Raw genomic sequence first — 20,062 nt, 5'->3', positions numbered from 1 at the left:
TTAGATTAAATATCGGTAAGGTTATTTGGCTGTCGAGTAGCGGCCATCGGCGATCTTGAACAATGTCACCGAGGTGAAATAGGTCTTGGAACCGAGGGTGATTTCAACACCCAGATGTTCTTCCGAATTAGTCAGAGCGGAGAGAGTTGGGGCTTTAAGCTCAAAACCGAGTTTTCCGGTTGCCGAGTCGAAAGCGAATTTCGCGAGCTTATTGTTGCTTGCCGGATCGCTCTTCCAGGTCTTTTTCAGGCTAAAAGTTGCAATACCGGTTACGCGGTCCACTCCGGTCGAAGGTTCGATCAGCGACGTCAATTCCTTGTCGAGCAATACCGATTGACCGGACATGAGTCTGATTCTGACCGGATCGCCGGGGGCATAATCGTAGGTCGGATCGGCCAGCAACAGGTTGAAGCGCGCATAATTTTTGGCGGCGTCCGCATTGGCGCGTATCAAGCCGTTAACCGCCACAAATGCGGTGCTACGGTAGCCGGACGGCGCACGGAAAGTGCCGCTTTGATCCAGAAATTCCTTGAGCTTAAAGCCCTTGCCGCCGAGGATCAACACGTTCGGCAGCAAGTCTGCGGGCAGACCGTTGCCGAGGTTGGTGTTGTGAGTTTCGACAAAGAGGGTCTGCTGTCTCGGTGCAATCTTGACCTTGACCGATTGATCCGGGGCTTCGTAATTCAAAATCCCCAGCGTGCCGGAGGTGATTTTTTTGAGGTTGCCGGGGGCGATTTCGATTTCGCTGCCGCCTAGCGAGGTATAGAAAATTTCCGTGGCGGGATTGAACAGCGCTCCGCCGGCACGGTTGGCGTTATATAAAAAGGTGGCGCTCCAACTGTCGTCGTTACCGCCCGGTTTGCCGGTATCGACCTGTAAACGCTTGACCCAAAGATTGACTGCGAGGCTGTTGGTATCGCCGCCATTCGGAGGCAGGACAATGAATTCGGTTGCTAGCGCGATCGCGACATCCGGATTCGGTCCGCTATCGGTTGCGGTAAACACGACAGGATAAATGCCGGGCTCATAGGAAATGCCCGAGAGCTCGCCGGTGGTTGAGTTGTAATTGATGCCTGCAGGCAAGCCGACTGCGGAATAAGTTACGTTCGCTCCGTTTACGGCGGAAACTAGGATTGGAAAGTTGTTACTTCCATATTGCATGCCGTAGATTGCAGTCGGAATTCCGAAGTAATTCCAGTAAAAATTGCTGGTGCTGGAAGGGGCGATCCATATCCAGAGGTTGGTCGTGATGGTTTTTCCGGCGCAATCCTGGGCGGTTAACGTGACCGAAAAGGTGCCGTTCTCCTGAGGCGTACCGCTGACCATGCCTGTATTCGCATTCACACTGAGCCCTGCCGGCAATCCCGCGGCGGAGTAGATGATCTGGTTGGGATCGGGCAGATCGTTGCAAACGGCCGCGCCTGTGGTATGCCAGGTGTCAGAATAGGAGGTGCCGACTTCGCCGTTATTCAAAAGGAAAGTCGTAAATTTGAAAGAGGAGTCAACCGGAAATATGGTGATGGGTATAGTCGTAATGACTTGCAGCGGCGTTGCATCAGCCAACGTGAAAGTCACGTAAAAAGTACCTGCAGTCACTGGCTGCCCGGAGATTTCGCCGGTAATCCCATTCAGAGAAAGCCCCGTCGGTAAATTCTGGGCTCCCCATCTGTAAGGCGAGACGGCGTTTGCCTGCGTCAGGGGTGGAGAGGTATAGTCGCTACCCACCGTCCCGTTGGGAAGGGACGAGGTGACAATGTCCAAACCGCCGTTGCCGCCGCCACCGCTCGCCGAAATGTGAACGGTGATCGTGAATTGGACTGTCGTATGCCCGTCAGAGGCTGACAAGGTAGGCGTATAGTTTTGGGACTTGGTCGGGGTGCCGGTGATGTAACCGGTTTGCGAATTGAGCGACAAACCGTCCGGTAAGTTCGCAGCCGAGAAGGTGACGGGCCCTGCTGCATTTGCGGTCAGCAACACGGCAAAATATTCCTGATTGGTCGTGCCGCCAGGCAAGGACTGGGTTAAAAAGCGGAAAGTGCCGCCCGCCTGAGTCATTGACGCAAACGCCAATAGCCAGCCTAGGAGGCAGGCAGCCATGATGAATCGTGTTGAAATAGGTTTGCGCATTAAAAAATCTCCGAAGAAGAGGATTGTTTGGCCGAGAACTGAACGTTGAACAATCTGTGCTAAAAAACAAACGGCCTCGTCTTTTTCGGTCGGCTAAAAGGCATTAGGCATCATTTGTCCATAGAATTGATTTTTAAGTGTAGTTAAATAAACGCTTTTTGACGGCTTATCCTAAGCGATCGATAACTGAGAAGGATGTGAACGAGTCGACAAGTCGCATCCGTGTTGTTATCGTGGTGCTTCCGGTGAATTCATCGCAACTGAGATTAGATTTGAAATGTCGTTATATTCCATTCCTGCTTGGCCTTATGTTTACGGCGGCCCCTCGGGATCAGGTAAAATCCGTGTCCTGCCCGCAGATTTCAACGTCGAAGAAATCCTGGCGTTCGAGCCTTCAGGCAGCGGCGAACATGCTTTTTTGCGCATTCGCAAGACCGGCGAGAACACCGAATATGTGGCCAGGCAATTGGCCCGTTTTGCGGAGGCCAGGCAGCGCGATATCGGCTTTGCCGGGCTGAAGGACCGGCATGCGGTCACCACGCAATGGTTCAGCGTTTGGTTGCCGGGCAAGCCGGACCCGGATTGGGCCGCGTTCGCATCGGCTTCGATCGAAGTGTTGCAGGCGGTCCGCCATGCGCGTAAATTGCAGCGCGGCGCGTTGGCCGGCAATCGCTTCAATCTGGTGATTAGGGACTGGAAGGGCGATCAGGATGAAGCCAATGCCCGGTTAACTGCGGTCAAGGCGAGCGGCTTCGCCAATTATTTCGGCGAGCAGCGTTTCGGGCACCAGGGCCGTAATGTCGAGCAGGCCTTGAGCCTGTTTCAGGGCAAGAAAGTCGGCCGCGAGCAGCGCGGCATCTATCTGTCGGCGGCCCGCTCGTTCCTCTTCAATCAGCTGCTGGCGGCCAGGGTAGCGGCGCAAAACTGGAACCTGCCGCTGCCGGGCGATGTGTACATGTTCGACCGTTCGCACAGCCGCTTCAAGGCCGATGCACAAGATCAGGCGATAGCCGGGCGCCTCAAAGCCGGCGAGATTCATCCGACCGGCGTGTTATGGGGGCAGGGCGCCAGCGGGGTGTCCGAGGCGGCGTCGGCTTTGGAAGCCGAAGTGATCGGGCGCTTTCCCGAGCTGGCGGAAGGATTGCAAAAGAGCGGCGTCGAAAGCGAGCGGCGGCCATTGCGGGTCAATGTGCCGGATCTGGCGTGGCGGTTTGTGGAGGATCAATTACACTTGAGTTTTTCGTTGCCCGCCGGCAGTTATGCGACCGCGCTGCTCAGGGAGGTGGTCGATTGGGAGGATCAATAGTCCCAATCGCCTTCGTCTTTTTTGGCGAATTTTTCGGCCAGCCGCAACAGCACCAGTACCGCGCCGGCGCCGCCGTCTCTGGGTTTGGCCGAGCAAAATGCCAATACGTCCTGGTGCTGGCGCAGCCAGAGATTCAGGTTGTTTTTCAGGACCGGCAGGTTGTCTTGCGAGCGATAGCCTTTGCCGTGAATGATCAGAACGGAGCGGCAACCGTCGGTGACCGCGCGGTGCAAAAAGACCAACAGTTGCCGCTTCGCTTCGGCGCTGGTCAGGCCGTGCAGGTCGATTTCGGCGTCCAGGCCGAACTGGCCCTTGCGCATCTTGGCGTGCACGTTTTTCTGCAGGCCCGGCGCGATATAACTGAGCCGGTCTTCGATGCTGACCGTGTCGAGGTCGTAATCGTGATGTTCGACAAGCCGGTTTTCGATCTCGACCGGTTTGTTTTTCGGGTAGGGTTTCGGTTTTTCTGCTTTCGCTAGGGTTATCTTGTCGTCTTTTATCGCGCGCACCGTGCCGATGGCAAGACGAAACAACTCACTGTCCGCGGGATCCTGGATTTTTTTTGTCACGAAAGCTGATTTTGTGGGGCATTGTTGCTAATATTTCGGGATTTTATAGCGAATTCGGCTTTAGAGCGAACGATAAATGCATATTTTATTGAGTAATGACGACGGCTACCTGGCCGAAGGGCTTGCCGCGCTGGCCGCGGCCTTGCGCCCGTACGCCGATATTTCGGTCGTGGCGCCCGATCGCAATCGCAGTGCGGCCAGCAATTCGTTGACCCTGGACCTGCCGCTGCGCGCGCATGTGGCCGACAACGGGTTCATCAAGGTCGACGGCACGCCGACCGATTGCGTGCATCTGGCGATTACCGGGCTGTTGGAACCGGAACCGGACATGGTGATCGCCGGGATAAACCACGGCGCCAATATGGGCGATGACGTGCTGTATTCGGGTACGGTCGCCGCGGCGACCGAAGGCCGCTTCCTGGGGTTGCCGGCGGTCGCGATTTCGTTGGTCTGTAACGAGGAGCCGAAGCATTTTGCGACCGCGGCCGAGGTCGCGGTCGTGTTGTTGAAGCGCCTGCTCGCCAAGCCCTTGCCGCAGGATACCTTGCTGAATGTGAACGTGCCGGATGTTCCGCTCGAAGCGTTGAAGGGCTATCGGGCGACCCGCCTGGGCCAACGGCACAAGTCGGAACCGGTAATCAAACAGAGCGATCCGCGCGGACGCGCGATCTATTGGGTGGGTCCTCCGGGGGCGGAACAGGATGCGGGACCCGGCACCGATTTCGATGCGGTCAGCGCGGGTTACGTGTCGGTTACGCCGCTGCAACTGGATTTGACCTGGTATGATCGGGTCAATACGATCAGGACTTGGCTTTCGGAGGAAACCAGCGCATGAATCCAACCCTACAAGGTATCGGCATGACCTCCCGGCGTACGCGGGAAAGGATGGCCCGGCGTTTGCTCGAACAGGGCATCAAGAGCAATAAAGTGCTCGATGTGATGGGGCGGACGCCGCGGCATATTTTTGTCGACGAGGCGTTGTCGAGCCGAGCTTATGAAGATACCGCGCTGCCGATCGGATTCAATCAGACCATTTCACAGCCGTATATCGTCGCCAAGATGACCGAATTGCTGCTCGAATTCGGCAGTCTCCGCAAGGTGCTCGAAATCGGCACCGGTTGCGGCTACCAGACCGCAATTCTGGCGCAACTGGTCGAGCATGTGTATACGGTCGAACGCATCATGCCGTTGCAGAAAAAGGCCAAGGATCATTTGTGGAGCCTGAAGCTGAAAAATATCAGCTATCAGCACAGCGACGGCGGCTGGGGCTGGCCCGAGCATGCGCCTTATGACGGCATCCTGGTCGCCGCCGCACCCTCCGAAATTCCCGAAATGCTGCTCGAACAAATGGCGGTCGGCGGTGTGATGATCATCCCGATCGGACGCGGCGAACGCCAGGAATTGCTGCGCGTGTTCAGAACCGAAAACGGCTATGAAGTCGAAGAGCTGGAACCGGTCAACTTCGTGCCGTTTCTGGCCGGCAGGGCGTGAGTCGGGATCTTATTCTCCGGGCAAAAATTTGACCAGTTTGACCGAGCTTTGGTCGCGCTTGATGATTTCGAGCGGATAGCCGTGCAGCTTGATGCTGGTACCTTCCTCCGGAATCGTTTCCATGAATTCGATGATCAGTCCGTTCAGCGTTTTGGGGCCTTCGGTCGGCAGTTCCCATTGCATCAGCCGGTTCAATTCGCGGACGGTGATGCCGGCATCGACCAGATAACTGCCGTCGGCTTGTTTTCTGAAGGTGACTTCATCGGCGACCAGTCCGCCGAGGATTTCCTGCAACAAATCATCGAGCGTCACCAGTCCCTGCACATCGCCGTATTCATCGACGACCAGACCGATGCGCAGCTTTTCGCTCTTGAAATGCTGAATTTGCTCATGAATCGGCGTGCTTTCCGGAATGAATGCAGGCTTGGTCAGCGCATTCATCAGCTGGGTTTTATCGAAATTTTCCTGATTGATCTTGATCAGCACGTTGCGTAAGTGCAAAAAGCCGACCACTCGGTCGATGCTTTTTTTATAGACCGGCAGGCGGGTGTGCGGACTGTTCTTGATTTGGTTGATGATGTCTTCGATCGGCAATTCCAGGTCGATGCCGTAAATGTCGTTGCGCGGCGTCATGATGTCTTCGACCGTGGCCGATTCGAGATCGAGAATGCCGAGCAACATTTTTTGATAGCGCGCGGGCAAGAGGCTTTCCGCTTCGTTCACGATGCTGCGGAGTTCGTCCTTGTTCAAGGTTTCGTGATTGTGTTTGTGTACCCGGACTCCCACCATGCGGAGCAGCAGGTTCGCGATCAGGTTGATGCTCAACACCAGGGGATAGGCCGCCTTCAGCAGCGGGACATAAATCCAGGCGGCCGGGAAAGCCAGCATTTCAGGCTTGACCGCGGCCAGGGTCTTCGGCGTGACCTCGGAAAAAATCAACACCACGAGCGTCAACAACACGGCCGCAATCGTAATGACGGACTCATCCTCGCCATAGAGCCGGATCGCGATCACCGTCGCGATCGAGGAAGCCGCGATATTCACGAACACGTTGCCGAGCAGAATCAGACTGATCAGGCGGTCGGGACGTTGCAGCAGCGTGTGCGCCTTGATCGCGCCGGCGTGCTTCAATTTGACCAGATGTTTGAGCCGGTATCGGTTCAACATCATCAAAGCGGTTTCGGACCCGGAAAAAAATGAGGATAAAACGAGCATCAGGGCAAGCAAGCCCCATAGCAGGCCGAGGGGTAAATCGTTCAAGGAAGGGGGTCTCTGTGAGGGAAGAAGTGTCTACTCTACGAAGTGAGAAATTTTTGTCAAGTTTCTTGCGGCAATCAGGCGCGAATGTCAATGCTTCCTGTCAATAAAGTGATCAAATTTTACAACAGTTTATAACTGAACTGTTATAGAATATGCGGTCAAGCTTCTTATTCAGAAGCCTTTTTAACGACGCAAAACCGGGAGTTATTTCATGCGCATCATCCTCTTAGGGAGTCCGGGTTCCGGCAAGGGAACTCAGGCCCAGTTCATTACTCAAAAGTACGGTATTCCCCAGATTTCGACGGGTGACATGCTGCGTGCCGCGGTCAGAGCCGGAACGCCTTTGGGAATTGAAGCCAAAAAAGTGATGGATGCGGGCGGTTTGGTGTCCGACGACATCATTCTGGGTTTGATCAAGGAGCGGATCGCGCAGGATGATTGCACGAACGGCTTCCTGCTCGACGGTTTTCCGCGCACGATCGCGCAGGCCGAGGGCTTGAAGGCGATGGGCATCGACATCGGCCATGTCGTCGAAATCGCGGTCGACGACGAGGAAATCGTCAAGCGGATGGCCGGCCGCCGCGTGCATCCGGCTTCGGGGCGCAGTTATCATGTGATCTTCAATCCGCCGAAAGTCGAGGGCGTCGATGACGTGACCGGCGAACCCTTGATTCAGCGCGACGACGACAAGGAAGAAACGGTCCGCAAGCGCCTAGAGGTTTATCATCATCAGACCAAGCCGCTGGTCGGGTATTATTCCGCCGCGGGCCAAAGCGCCAAATTCGCCACGATCGCCGGTGTCGGCGATGTCGGACAGATCACCGCCAAACTGCTTGCCGTCTTAGAATAATTCACTTTCATTCCGCCGTACCCATCGGCCCAACTACACATAAGAGCTATGCCGGGTAAAACTTTATATGACAAATTATGGGAAGATCATGTCGTCCATACCGAGGACGACGGTTCTTCATTGATTTATATCGACCGCCAACTGGTGCACGAAGTGACGTCGCCGCAGGCGTTCGAAGGCCTGCGCCTGTCAGGACGCAAACCGTGGCGCACCGACAGAAACCTGGCGGTGGCCGACCATAACGTGCCGACCACCGACCGCGCCAAAGGCATCGCCGATCCGGTTTCACGTTTGCAGGTCGAGACTCTCGAAAAGAACTGCGCCGAATTCGGCATCACCGAATTTAGCATGGCAGATGAGCGTCAAGGCATCGTGCATGTGATCGGCCCCGAGCAGGGCGCGACCTTGCCGGGCATGACCATCGTCTGCGGCGATTCGCATACTTCGACGCACGGCGCCTCCGGCGCGCTGGCGTTCGGCATCGGCACCTCCGAGGTCGAGCATGTGCTGGCGACGCAATGCTTGGTGCAGAAAAAAGCCAAAAACATGCTGATCCGGGTCAACGGCAAGACCGGCCCCGGCGTGACCGCGAAAGACATCGTGCTGGCGATCATCGGCAAGATCGGCACCGCCGGCGGCAACGGCTATACGATCGAATTTGCCGGCGATGCGATCCGTGCCTTGTCGATGGAAGGCCGCATGACGATTTGCAACATGGCGATCGAAGCCGGCGCGCGCGCGGGCCTGATCGGCGTCGACGAAACCACGATCGAGTATTACCGGGGCCGGCCTTATGCGCCGAAAGGCAACGACTGGTTCATGGCCGAACGGATGTGGCAAAACCTGCATTCGGACCCGGATGCGGTATTCGACAAGACCATCGATATCGATGCCGCTTCGATCCGGCCGCAGGTGACCTGGGGTACTTCGCCGGAATTGGTGGTTTCGATCGACGACAAGGTGCCGGATCCGGCGCTCGAAACGGACGCGACCAAGAAGCAAAGCATGATCCAGGCGTTGAAATACATGGACCTGAAACCGGGCCAGGCGATCACCGACATCAAGCTCGACAAGATTTTCATCGGCTCCTGCACCAATTCCCGAATCGAGGATTTGCGCGCGGCAGCGGCGGTCGCGAAAGGCAAGAAGGTGGCGTCGAGCATCAAGCTGGCGATGGTTGTGCCGGGCTCCGGTCTGGTCAAACATCAGGCCGAGGCGGAAGGCCTGGACAAGATCTTTACCGAGGCGGGCTTTGAATGGCGCGATCCCGGCTGTTCGATGTGTCTGGCGATGAACGCGGACCGGCTGGAGCCGGGTGAACGCTGCGCGTCGACCTCGAACCGCAATTTCGAAGGCCGGCAAGGCTATGGCGGACGCACGCATCTGGTCAGTCCGGAGATGGCCGCCGCGGCCGCGATCGAGGGGCATTTTGTCGATGTGAGCAAATGGGAGAAGGAGGTACGTCAATGAGAGCGTTTACACAAATAACAGGACTGGTTGCGCCGATCGACCGCGCCAATATCGACACCGATGCGATCATCCCGAAACAATTTTTGAAATCGATTCGCCGCGCCGGCTTCGGCCCTTATCTGTTCGACGAATGGCGTTACCTCGACCACGGCGAGCCCGACATGGACTGCACGAATCGTCCGCTGAACGAGCATTTCATACTCAATCAGCCGGATTACCAAGGCTCCGAAATCCTGCTGACCCGCGAGAACTTCGGCTGCGGCTCCTCGCGCGAACACGCGCCCTGGGCTCTGGAAGACTACGGTTTCCGCGCGATCATCGCGCCGAGCTTCGCGGACATCTTCTACAACAACTGCTTCAAGAACGGCCTGTTGCCGATCGCGTTGCCGGCCGCCGAGGTGGATAGCCTGTTCCAGGAACTGGTTCCGGGCTACCGTTTGACGATCGATCTGGCCGCGCAAACGATCACCACGCCGGCCGGCAGGGTGATTCGCTTCGATGTCGATCCGGCGCGGAAATACCGTTTGTTGAATGGGCTCGACGATATCGCCTTGACCTTGCAAAATGCGGACAAGATCAGAGACTATGAAGCCAAACGCGCCAAGCGCGCGCCCTGGTTGTTCGCGGGCTGATCCCGGCCCATCCCATTGCGGATGAAGCTTCTGCTTCATCCGCTTGCGTGTTTATTTCAGCATAAGCCGTGCGTCGGCTGTTTTCCAAGGGTTGTTCCATGTCAAAAGTTTATAATGTTGCAGTGGTCGGCGCGACCGGCGCCGTCGGCGAGGCGATGCTGTCGATACTCGAAGAGCGCAATTTTCCGGTCGGCGAAGTGTATGCGCTGGCCAGCAGCAAGTCGGTCGGCAAGCGCATTCCGTTCAAGGGCGGCTCGTTAAAAGTCGAGGATCTGGCGACATTCGATTTTTCGAAGGCGCAGATCGGCCTGTTTTCGGCCGGCGGTTCGGTGTCTGCCGAATATGCGCCGAAGGCGGCGGCGGCCGGCTGCATCGTCGTCGACAATACCTCGCATTTCCGTTATGACGACGATATTCCGTTGGTCGTGCCGGAAGTCAATCCGGAAAAAATCGCCGATTATAAAAACCGCGGCATCATCGCGAATCCCAATTGCTCTACCATTCAAATGTTGGTTGCGTTGAAGCCGATTTACGATGCGGTCGGCATCGACCGGATCAATGTCTGCACCTATCAGGCCGTTTCCGGCACCGGCAAGAAAGGCATCGACGAAGTCGCGAACCAAACGGCGAAACTGCTGAACGGTCAGCCGATCGAGAGCAAGGTCTATCCGAAGCAGATCGCGTTCAATGTGCTGCCGCAGATCGATGTGTTCATGGACAACGGCTACACCAAGGAAGAAATGAAGATGGTCTGGGAAACCCAGAAGATCCTCGGCGACGCCTCGGTGAAGGTCAATGCGACCGCGGTCCGGGTGCCGGTTTTTTATGGCCATTCCGAAGCGGTGCATATTGAAACGCGTCACAAAATCAGCGCCGAAAAGGCCAGGGAATTACTCCAGCACGCGGCCGGGGTGAAGGTGGTGGACGAACGTAAAAACGGTGGCTGGCCGACCGCGGTGACCGAGTCTTCAGGCCATGACGAAGTGTTCGTCGGCCGCATCCGGGAAGACGTTTCGCATCCTTTGGGTCTCGACCTGTGGGTGGTCGGCGACAACGTCCGTAAGGGCGCCGCCTTGAACAGCGTGCAAATCGCCGAGGTGCTGGTAAAAAATTACATCTAGTCTAAGCTTAACAGCATATTTTATAAACTGTTTGCGGCGATAGACCGAGGTAATTATTGTGAAAGAGAGTAACGTAAGCAATTTGACCAGGACTTTAGCGGTATTGTCGTTATTGACCCCGGCAGCCGCCTATCCGTTAGGCATAGGGGAAATTAAATTGCATTCGGCCCTCAATCAAAATCTGGATGCCGAGATTTCCTTGATGTTGTCGGCGGGCGAAAGAATTTCCGATGTGAAAGTCAGTCTTGCGTCCCCCGATAAATTTGATGAACGCGGCGTGCCTTGGTCGTATTTCCTGTCGAACATCAGTTTCGAGCCTAGCGTGCGCGCCGACGGCTCGGCGGTGATCAGGGTCAGATCGCGGGAAGCGTTAAAAGAGCCGATTCTAGATCTGCTGCTACAGGTGACCTGGCCGAAAGGCACGTCCTATCGCAAATTTTCGTTGCTGGTCGATCCGCCGGCGGCCTATGCGCAGCCGACCGTGCCCACGATGCGGGTTCCGGAGACGATTGCCGGTACACAGGCTTACTCTGCGCCTGTATCCCATGCTCCATCCTACGCACCGGAGCCGCGTCCGCTGGCTTCGGCGCCCGCTTTGGCGCCGAGCCCAGTGCGTCAGGCGCACAGAGATGAGATCGTCAATGGGGTCTATGGACCGACCCGGAAGAACGACACGCTATGGGGTATTGCCGAGAAGGCGAGCCGGCCCTACAGAGTCTCGGTCGAGCAAATGATGGTCGCGATCTATCAGACTAATCCGGGCGCATTCTACAAGGACAATATGCATGCCTTGCAGGCCAGGGTCAAGGTTAAGATCCCCGATCGGGAGACCGTCGTCAAATTGTCGCATCAGGAAGCCCTCGCCGAATTCAATCGCCAAACCGAAGCCTGGAAAAATCCGACGCGATCGGTGGCGGCGGATGCGGGCAAGGTAAACGAAACGGCGCTGAACAAGGAGGATGCCGTTGAAAAGCCGATCGAGAATCAGTTGACTTTGGCGGCGCCTGCCGAAGCGACGGTGGCTGAAAAAGCGGTCATCACTCCGGGACAGGAGCAGAATGCGGCCAAAACCGACTTGGCCAAAGAGGAGGGCTCGTCATCCAACGCCAAGGCCAACGAGGAAATGGAGGCAAGATTGGCGGCGATGGAGCAACAGTTGGCGAAAATTCAAGCCTTGTTGACGATCAAAGAGCAGCAATTGGCCGCGTTGCAGAGTCAGACTCAACAAACGGCTCAGCCGGCAATTACGCCCGCCGTCGCGCCGTCTCAGCCGGCGGCGACCGCAGCACCAGTGCAACCGGCTCCGGCGGCTCCGCTGCCGTCCGAACAAGCGGGCGTCGAGCAAACTGAGAAGCCGGTCTCCGAGCCTGTAACTCCAACTCCGGCCCAATCGGCTCAGCCGTCGCCATCTGCGCCGGATCTGGCGGCAAAAGCGACTCCGGTTAAAAAACCGGTCGTCCGTCCGTTGCCCGCACCCGAACCCGTCGAGGAACCGCTGCCCTTGGGCTTGATCGGCGGTGCCGGTGCGGCCGTTCTCGCCTTACTGGGATTGTTCTGGTGGCGGAAACGTCAAAGCGAAAGCGAAGACTCGCTGAATACCGAGAGCATGTTTTCGCCGTCCATCATTTACAAAGCGCCGGAAACCGAGTCAGGTTTCTCGGTGCCGGTGCTGAATGAAACGACCAACTACGAAGTCAATCCGGTTGGCGAGAGCTCATTTCTGAGCGAGTTCACGCCGAGCGATTTTGATGCTTTCGACAACGATCAAGGTGAAATCGATCCGATCTCCGAGGCGGATGTCTATTTGGCCTACGGGCGTTATCAGCAGGCCGAAGAGCTGATACGCAACGCGATCGAAGCCCATCCCGAGCGCGATGAGTGTAAGCTGAAGCTGCTTGAAATCTTCTATGCCAGCGAAAACCAAGCCGGTTTCGAAGCGTTTGCAAAAGAATTAGTCACCGCCGGAAAAAGCCAGGACCCTGTATTCTGGGAAAAGGTCTCCGAAATGGGACAGGAAATGTGCCCTGATTCGGCATTGTTTTCAGCCGGCGCGCCAACGCTTCCGAGTGCAGGTAAAGCTGCGGTTGCCGGCGAGCCTGAACCGGTCAGTCTGGCCAAGCAGGACGCGCCTTCGCAAGATGATTTCGATATCGGCTTTGACTTGGATGCATTCGAAGCGTCCTTTGCGGAGCCCGTCGAGCCGGAACTAGCAACGGCCGAAAACGCGTTTGCGGATTTAGATCTGGCCGCTTTTGCTGTGGAAGAAACGGTTGACCAAGATGAACCGCATAACAATGCCAGCATCGATTTCGACCTCGGTCAGTTTTCTGCACAGGCATCCGCCGCCCCAAGTCCGGAGGAGGATTCGGCTGATCTTCAGTTATCCGCCGAAAAGAATGAATTTGATTTTGAGTCTTTGGCTTTCGATCTGGGTTCATCCGCCGCGGTAGCGCCCACGGATGATTTGGAAGCAGCAGTAATCGAGCAACTCGATTTGACGACAGAGTCTGCAGGCGTCGATGCGGAAAATGCTTTCCCAGACGATTTTAACTTTGATTTTGATTTTTCCTCGCTCGGAGATGACGCGTCGGAGGACGAAGAGTATGAAGTCTCGGGGGTTTCCGACCTGACCGATATGGATGAACTCGAAACCAAGCTGGATCTGGCCAGGGCCTATCGTGATATGGGCGATAATGAGTCGGCCAAGGACATCGTCGCAGAAGTGCTTGAAAAAGGCAGCTCCGAACAAAAAAAGCTGGCGCAAGTCCTGCTTGACGAATTGATATAGCAACTCTCTCAGACCGGAAGTAAGCCCGCTTACTTCCGGTTTGCTGTTTTTCTCAAGCGCCTATTTGCCTTGAAGTGGCAATACCGGTGCAACGAGTTCAACTCCCTTTTCCCGCGACACTCAGAGGTACTGCCGGGATTATCGGGCAATGATCTGAAGAGTGTCTTCTTTAATCCCGAGCAATAATTCGCCCTGTAAAATTCCGAGCAATTCCTTGCCGGCCATACTGTACCGCCATCCGTGCAGCAACGGGCAATCGCCCTCGTCGTTATGGAATAGCAATGCTTCCAAATCTTTACGGGTGGCGAGAATGTTCGGGTTCAAGGCGTTCTCTTCGGCCCTGATCCTGACGATCGCCGTCAACAGGTCTACGATCGCTTCCTGCTGTTGGGTCTTCTTCGCCGGGCGTCCCTCCTCATGCAAGGGGATGGGCGGGCGGTTCTTCGCCGCGCTGATGAGCTTGCACAAGGCGGCGCCGTAACGGTTGACCGTGCGTTCGTTGATGCCGCGGATTTGTGCCAGTTCTCCCACCGTTTCGGGTTGAAGTTTCGCGATATCGAACAACAGTTCATCGCGGATCAGCCAGCCTTTCGGCCGGTCTTCGCTTTGCGCGGTGCTTTCGCGCCATTCGGCGAGTGCCTGGATGATCGAAAGTTGCTTGCCGGTCAGTTTGTTCTTGCCCTTGATTTTGCGCCAGGCGTGCTCCGGCAGGACTTCATAAAGCGACGGATTGGACAGTTCGGCAAAATCCAGCTGCAGCCAGTCGAGGCGCCCCAATGCGCTCAGCTTGTCGAGCATCATTTGATAGATTTTGCAAAGATAAATCACATCGTCCGCGGCGTATTGGATTTCCGCTTCGGTGAGCGGACGCTTACTCCAGTCCGCGCGCGTATGAGCCTTGTTCAGGTTGACGTTCAACAAGTGCGAGACCAGCATCGCATAGCCCGGATTGTCCTGATAACCCAGCAAAGGCGCCGCGACTTGCGTGTCAAAGATCGGCGACGGCAGTTTCCCGGTCAGTTGATAAAATATTTCCAGATCCTGACGGCTGGAATGCAATACCTTGATGAGGTCGGGGTTGTATAAGACCTCAAAAAGTTCATCGAGTTGGGTGAGGGCGATCGGGTCGACGCAAGCTACCCAGTCTGGCGTGGCGATCTGTAGCAGGCAGAATTTGGGGTAATAGGTCTTCTCGCGTAAAAACTCGGTATCGAGTGCGATCCAGGGAGCCGATTTGATGCGCGCGCAAATTTCGGAAAGTTTCGCGGGGGTGTCGATATATTCAATGGCAGTTGTATTCACGTGTCGAACCTTAAATAGAGGCGGTCGCCGATAAAGATCGTTGCAATAAGAATGCGATCATAGTCTTGTGTCGGAGAATTGAGCGGGATGCGCTGGCTTAATCGTTATTCATACTAGCAGAGAAGCGCCGAGGAAATGCGCAGCAGTCAGCAGAAGCCGAGTCAATTTTTACCGGAAAGTCCGGTCGCTTCGGTCTGAGACTTGGGACTCTGTTGGCGATGGCGTCCATAACGCGAATTGCCGCGTTTTTTGGGGCGCCGGTTTTTAACCCGCCGAATATCCAGGGCTTGGCGATTGATCTCGACCGATTTTAAATGCTGAAAGATGTCCGGCGGCATTTCATCGGGCAATTCGAGTAGCGTGTAAAAGTCCTGAATGTCGATATTGGCGATGTTATTTTTATCGACCCCCGATTCTTCCACCAAGACCTTCTTGAGTTCTTCGGCCGTGACTTGATGCTGACGGCCGACATCGAGCCGGTAACGCACCATTTTTATCGTTTGCGGGATGGCTCGACGAAGCGCGCCGCCACGCTGCGCTTCGGCAGGCGGGGGGGCGGCGGCCTGAGCTTTTGCCGGGTTTTGCAGTAAAAACAGCAGGGCGGCGGCGCAATCCAGGAGATCGAAGCCCAGGCTTGCGCTGAGGGTCTTTAGGTGGGCGCGTTGGTCGCCGAGGTCCTCGCTGTTGACGATCTGTTGCAGTTGGCCATCCAATCCGCTTGACAGACTGGGTTTATCGGTATTATTCATCCTGGAAATAAGCGCTCGGGTGGACTGTGCAAGTCAATGTCTGAAAAAATGGCATCGGCATCAGGTGTCGGTTTTGCTTAGAGCCTGTCCTCAAATATTTCGACATAAGCTTCATCACGAATACGGCGTAGCCAGAGTTCGGTTTCTTCTTCGATTTTTCGTTTGCGTATTGCTTCCCGCGCCATATTTTTTTTATGTTCGTCGCTATTGTCCTTGGTTTCGCGGTCGAGCACCTGGATCAAGTGCCAACCGAACTGAGTCTGTACCGGGTCGCTGATTTCATTTATCGCCAGCCCGTTCATCGTAGTTTCGAATTCCTTGACCAAGTCGCCGGGATTCACCTTGCCCAAGGAGCCGCCCTTCAAGGCCGAGCCTTTGTCGTCAGAGTGCGCGCGCGCGAGCGCGGCGAAGTCGTCGCCATCGGCAATGCGTTCCTTCAACGCCAGCAAGCGCTTTTTTGCTTCGTTATCGTCGATTAATTCGTTGGTCTTGATCAAAATGTGCCGAACTTCGGTTTTGGTGACCATATGGTTGTCCGAGCCTTTCGACTCGAGCAATTTGATGATATGAAAGCCGCTGGGGCTGCGTATCGGATCGGATACGGCGCCTACGGTCATTTTTTTCGCGGTATCGGCAAAAATGCTCGGGATGTCGTTCAGGTTACGCCAGCCCAAATCGCCGCCTGACAAGGCATTGTCGTCGTCCGAATTGCTGACCGCGGTATGGGTAAAATCCTGGCCTTCGCGCAGCTTGGCGACGATGTCGTCGGCCTTGCTTTTGGCGGTCTGGATTTCCGCTGCGGAAGCCCCTTCTTTCACGGCGATCAGAATATGCCCTAGATGGTATTGTACCGAGTCGGAACCGACTTTGCCCTGGGTTTCGAGATAGTGTTCGACTTCCCGGTCGGTCACCTTGACGCGAGAGCCAATCTCACGCGCGCGCAACTGATTGACCATGATTTCATTGCGCACATTGTCCACAAAGCTTTTATAGGCCATGCCCTGGCTGATCAGTTCGTTTCTGAACTCATCAGGGCTCATTTTGTTATTGCGCGCGATTTCGGTGACTGCACTGTTCAGCATCTCATCGCTGACCGTGATGCCGGCTTTTTCGGCCAATTGTTTCTGCAGTCTGTCGACAATCAGTTTTTCGAGCACCTGGCGGCGCAGCGTGGAAGCGGGCGGCATCTCGACATTGGATGCGCGCATACGCTCTGCGATCATGTAAGTTTCTTTTTCCAGTTCGTGCTCCAATACCACGTCATCTTCGACGATCGCGACGATGTTGTCGAGCATTTCGGCGCGAGCGACACTGGCGGCCGCCAGCCAATGGAGCAGAAAAAAAGCAATAAAAAATTGTTTCATTACGGTGTGGTCAATTCATTTTGGCGGCTACGATAGCCGAAAATACTTTGTTCTAAGAAGGTGTCGAGCCTTTCACCTAGGCCTGTCAAGCCTTTGAGTTCAACCTGAAAGAAAACGCCGGACTGGCTGGTGCCTTCGGCAAGCTGTGTATTCGCGCTGTTAACCGTATTGATATTGTTGATATAGCGGCGGCCGATCAGGCGGAAACGCCAGCAGCAATTCTCTTTTTCGACGCCGAGGAAGGTTTCCTGAGTGTTGTTATAAAGCCAGGAATATTGCCAGCGGCCGATCGCATACCAGTTGTCGAGCAGCGGCCAGCGGAAGCTGACGTCGCTTTGCACCAGATCGTTACTGTGCAGTACGGCCGGATCGGTTAGCGGATTATAATTATTATCGGCGGCGGACTGCTGCCAAATGTTTTGGTTTGCTATTAAGGTTCGTTCAACGAGGTCGGTACGTCGATAATGGAAGCCCAGGTTTAGAATCCTCTCGGACTCATCCACAAAATGCAGCACCGCTTTGCCTCTGACGATGTCATTGGTCTCCGGGTTCCACTGGATACCGGTTTCTCCGGACCAGTGCTCGGTAAATTCGCTGCTCAGTTCGGCAATCAGCGGCGACACACTTTCGGTTTCAGGAGGTGTTTCGAAGCCTTCTTCAGGTACCATCACGAAATCAGGCAGGTTGCGAATCCTGATTGGCGCGGTCACCTCGCGGTTCTGGAAATAAAAAATTTGCCCGATGTTGAATTTCAATCTTTCACGGCCGCTTTCAGGATCGATCAGTCGCGTCGTCAGTGCGGCGGTGATTTGATTGGCATCCTGGACCCTGTCGGTGCCGCTGAAACGGTTTTCACGGAACAGATTGCTGAACCATAAGTCGTAGTTTGAGGTATCGAACAAAGGAATATTTGTTTGGTCCTTTCTAGGGATGTATAAATAAAACAACCGCGGTTCGATCGTATGCTTCATGGACGAGCCGGCGCTGCCGAGATCTCTTTCGAACGTCATGCCGCTGTCCATTGAAAAGATCGGCAAGGTTCGGGTGACAGCACCAGGCCAGTTTTTGGGTACATTATTAGGGTCGGCACTATTTTTTTCAGAGAGCTGATAATCTGTGTGCTGTAGTGAAACTTTGGGTGTTAAAAAGCCCCATTCGTTGTGCAGCGGCGAACTGATCGAAGGTTTAATATTTAAACGCTGGCCGTTGACAAGATTTTGATGTTGAAAATAGACGTATTCGCCATCCAGAGCCGCATTTAGCGGCATAAAATCGAAGGCGTGATCCAGGTCGAGATTGACTTGAGGCAGTCGCCGATAGGGGCGTTTGTGCCCGGTCAAGGTTTTATCGATCGTTTGATAGTTTTCGAGACGGCCGACCAGCGAAATGCCTTTGCTTCTGTCTCTGTAGCCCAGATCGGCCGTGCTTCTGATGTGACTGAAGTTGGGGAAGCTCAGCGCGTTGCCGAGTTCGCCGAAATATTCCTTGTCCGATACATAATTCAGATCCAGATTCGAGCTGATGTGCTGGCCGAACTGGCTGGTGTTTTTGAATGAGCCCAGGAAACGCGAGATATGGCGCTCTTGGTCATTCGGTACCACTTCAAGCCCCAATTTGCTGTTCGAGTAGGGGGTCAATAGTCTGAAATCGCCGGCCAGCATCAAGCCGCGCTTGGTATAGTAGCGCGGCTTAAAGGTGGCGTCGTAGTTCGGCGCGATGTTCCAGTAATAAGGCACGGTAGCGTGGAAGCCGCCGAGCTGCGTATTGCCGTAGGATGGCGCCAGGAAGCCCGAGAGACGCCTGTTGTCGACCGGGAAAGACAAATAAGGCGAGTAAAACACCGGCGTGCCTTTGAACTCGACCCAGGCGTTTTTGGCGGCGCCTTTGCCGGTGGCGTCGTTCACTTTCAGATCGGACGCATGCACGACCCAGTCCGTATTGCCCGGAGGACAGGTGGTGTAGGCGACGTCCTTGTAACGCGAAAGCGACTTGCTTTCCCGGTACGCGGCGGCGGCGCGGCCTCTGAGCGGCGCGGACGGATTGATGAACTGCACGTTTCTCAAGGTCGCCTGGTCTTGCGCCAGTTTCAGATTCGCGGAATTACTGTAGATGGATAAATTGTCCTCGCTGTAATACACCTCGCCTTGCAGATCCAGGGTTTGCGAAACGCTGTCATACTGCGCGGTGTTTGACAGCGAGTGCTGGTCGGCGCGGGTAATTTCGACATTGCCCTCATAACTGCTGATTTCATTGTCGAAGACTTCGCCATAATCGGCGTTCACATCCAGCGGCGACACATCGCGCAAATGCCGGCCCGGTGTAAATCTGCTAGGCGCCACTCCCGGTTCGACGCTGCAATTTGCCCACGGATCGTATTTGAGCTGGGAGGCCAGTGAGCCGAAGACTTGTTCCTGTTTCGCGTCGAATGCCGGCGCCACCAGGCTGAAGCCGTATTCCTTGGTAGCGACGGGGCGTGCCTGGCCTTTCGGATCGGGGCCGGTCAGATTGCAATTCCAGTCCTGGCTGCCGTCCGCGGCTTTACAATGCCAGCCGGCTTGCCGGGTATCTTCCTGGCGCAGGTTTTCCTTAACGGTGATGGCCTTGTGCGTCACGGTCGCTTGCACCGGAATCGGCTTTTCGGCAACCGCTTTCGGCTGAAGCTCGGATTTGGCTTCGGCTTGAGGTTGAGGTTTGGTTTTGACTTCGACTTGGGTTTCCGGAATCGGTGTCGGCGCCGATTCGGTGACAGTGGTTTCCTTCACCTCGGCCGGAGCGGGCGGCACTGGTTTCTGCACTAACGGCTCGTCGGCGGGCGGTGGGGCTTTTTCGCCGGAGCAAACCCATTCCTTGCTGTTTTTGTCCTGCTGGCAATTCCAGGCGGTGTCATCCGCAAAACCCGGAGTCAGCAGGAACGCGAAAAAAAACAGGATGAGGCAAAAATGCATGCGGTGTCGGGGTATCAGTAGCGAAACGTTTCGTAAATAGACTAAAATGCCAGACTCACATTTTACCTTAATTTATCTGACCATATTA

At 55.4% G+C, this 20,062-nt stretch carries 15 protein-coding genes; 8 read left to right on the top strand and 7 right to left on the bottom strand.

The features are described from left to right. Positions 1-21: 21 nt before the first annotated feature. Positions 22-2,127 (bottom strand): Ig domain-containing protein, encoded by a 2,106-nt coding sequence (locus ACEPPP_RS04715; protein ID WP_374089893.1) that lies wholly within the window; start codon positions 2,125-2,127, stop codon positions 22-24. Between the two features lie 277 nt (positions 2,128-2,404). On the opposite strand from ACEPPP_RS04715, the gene truD reads away from it, so the two are divergent. Then, positions 2,405-3,433, top strand: a complete 1,029-nt coding sequence (gene truD, locus ACEPPP_RS04710; RefSeq protein WP_374089892.1) for a tRNA pseudouridine(13) synthase TruD — start codon at positions 2,405-2,407, stop codon at positions 3,431-3,433. On the opposite strand, the gene ACEPPP_RS04705 is transcribed toward truD, so the two are convergent. Next, positions 3,427-4,002 (bottom strand): Smr/MutS family protein, encoded by a 576-nt coding sequence (locus ACEPPP_RS04705; protein WP_374089891.1) that lies wholly within the window; start codon positions 4,000-4,002, stop codon positions 3,427-3,429. The genes truD and ACEPPP_RS04705 overlap by 7 nt on opposite strands. Positions 4,003-4,078: 76 nt before the next feature. Between ACEPPP_RS04705 and surE the strand changes: the two genes are divergently transcribed. Both surE and ACEPPP_RS04695 read left to right on the top strand, forming a co-directional pair. After that, positions 4,079-4,837: a 5'/3'-nucleotidase SurE gene (gene surE, locus ACEPPP_RS04700; RefSeq protein WP_374089890.1), complete on the top strand. Its 759-nt coding sequence runs from the start codon at positions 4,079-4,081 to the stop codon at positions 4,835-4,837. Then, a complete protein-coding gene (locus ACEPPP_RS04695; RefSeq protein ID WP_374089889.1) occupies positions 4,834-5,493 on the top strand; it encodes a protein-L-isoaspartate(D-aspartate) O-methyltransferase in 660 nt (219 codons plus the stop codon). Before surE ends, ACEPPP_RS04695 begins: the two co-directional genes overlap by 4 nt. 9 nt (positions 5,494-5,502) lie before the next feature. Here ACEPPP_RS04695 and ACEPPP_RS04690 read toward each other — a convergent pair whose 3' ends face one another. Next, positions 5,503-6,753 carry an HlyC/CorC family transporter gene (locus tag ACEPPP_RS04690; RefSeq protein ID WP_374089888.1) on the bottom strand — a complete coding sequence of 417 codons (1,251 nt, stop codon included), beginning with the start codon at positions 6,751-6,753 and terminating at the stop codon, positions 5,503-5,505. 211 nt (positions 6,754-6,964) lie between these two features. On the opposite strand from ACEPPP_RS04690, the gene adk reads away from it, so the two are divergent. From adk to ACEPPP_RS04665, 5 genes are all read left to right on the top strand, one after another. After that, the gene (gene adk / locus ACEPPP_RS04685) at positions 6,965-7,603 is read left to right on the top strand and encodes an adenylate kinase (protein WP_374089887.1); all 639 of its coding nucleotides are present in this window, start codon (positions 6,965-6,967) and stop codon (positions 7,601-7,603) included. Between the two features lie 48 nt (positions 7,604-7,651). After that, complete coding sequence (gene leuC, locus ACEPPP_RS04680) at positions 7,652-9,073, top strand: 3-isopropylmalate dehydratase large subunit (protein ID WP_374089886.1); 1,422 nt, start codon at positions 7,652-7,654, stop codon at positions 9,071-9,073. Beyond that, complete coding sequence (leuD, locus tag ACEPPP_RS04675; RefSeq protein WP_374089885.1) at positions 9,070-9,705, top strand: 3-isopropylmalate dehydratase small subunit; 636 nt, start codon at positions 9,070-9,072, stop codon at positions 9,703-9,705. The genes leuC and leuD overlap by 4 nt, the downstream gene beginning before the upstream one ends. 98 nt (positions 9,706-9,803) lie before the next feature. Beyond that, positions 9,804-10,826 carry an aspartate-semialdehyde dehydrogenase gene (locus tag ACEPPP_RS04670; RefSeq protein ID WP_374089884.1) on the top strand — a complete coding sequence of 341 codons (1,023 nt, stop codon included), beginning with the start codon at positions 9,804-9,806 and terminating at the stop codon, positions 10,824-10,826. Positions 10,827-10,908: 82 nt separating this feature from the next. Beyond that, positions 10,909-13,614: a FimV/HubP family polar landmark protein gene (locus ACEPPP_RS04665; protein ID WP_374089883.1), complete on the top strand. Its 2,706-nt coding sequence runs from the start codon at positions 10,909-10,911 to the stop codon at positions 13,612-13,614. A 138-nt stretch (positions 13,615-13,752) separates the two neighbouring features. Here the strand turns inward: ACEPPP_RS04665 and rnd are convergent, their stop codons facing one another. From rnd to lptD, 4 genes are all read right to left on the bottom strand, one after another. Then, on the bottom strand, positions 13,753-14,916 hold the full coding sequence (gene rnd / locus ACEPPP_RS04660) for a ribonuclease D (protein ID WP_374089882.1): 1,164 nt from the start codon (positions 14,914-14,916) through the stop codon (positions 13,753-13,755). Between the two features lie 161 nt (positions 14,917-15,077). Beyond that, the gene (locus ACEPPP_RS04655) at positions 15,078-15,665 is read right to left on the bottom strand and encodes a DbpA RNA binding domain-containing protein (protein WP_374089881.1); all 588 of its coding nucleotides are present in this window, start codon (positions 15,663-15,665) and stop codon (positions 15,078-15,080) included. A 77-nt stretch (positions 15,666-15,742) separates the two neighbouring features. Beyond that, complete coding sequence (locus tag ACEPPP_RS04650) at positions 15,743-17,029, bottom strand: peptidylprolyl isomerase (protein WP_374089880.1); 1,287 nt, start codon at positions 17,027-17,029, stop codon at positions 15,743-15,745. Next, the gene (gene lptD / locus ACEPPP_RS04645) at positions 17,029-19,974 is read right to left on the bottom strand and encodes an LPS assembly protein LptD (protein ID WP_374089879.1); all 2,946 of its coding nucleotides are present in this window, start codon (positions 19,972-19,974) and stop codon (positions 17,029-17,031) included. Before lptD ends, ACEPPP_RS04650 begins: the two co-directional genes overlap by 1 nt. Positions 19,975-20,062 lie beyond the last annotated feature (88 nt).

The organism is Methylomicrobium lacus (genome assembly GCF_041897535.1).
Taxonomy (GTDB): domain Bacteria; phylum Pseudomonadota; class Gammaproteobacteria; order Methylococcales; family Methylomonadaceae; genus Methylomicrobium; species Methylomicrobium lacus_A.
Note: the sequence above shows the minus strand (reverse complement) of the source record. Positions and strands in the feature narration are given on the sequence as shown.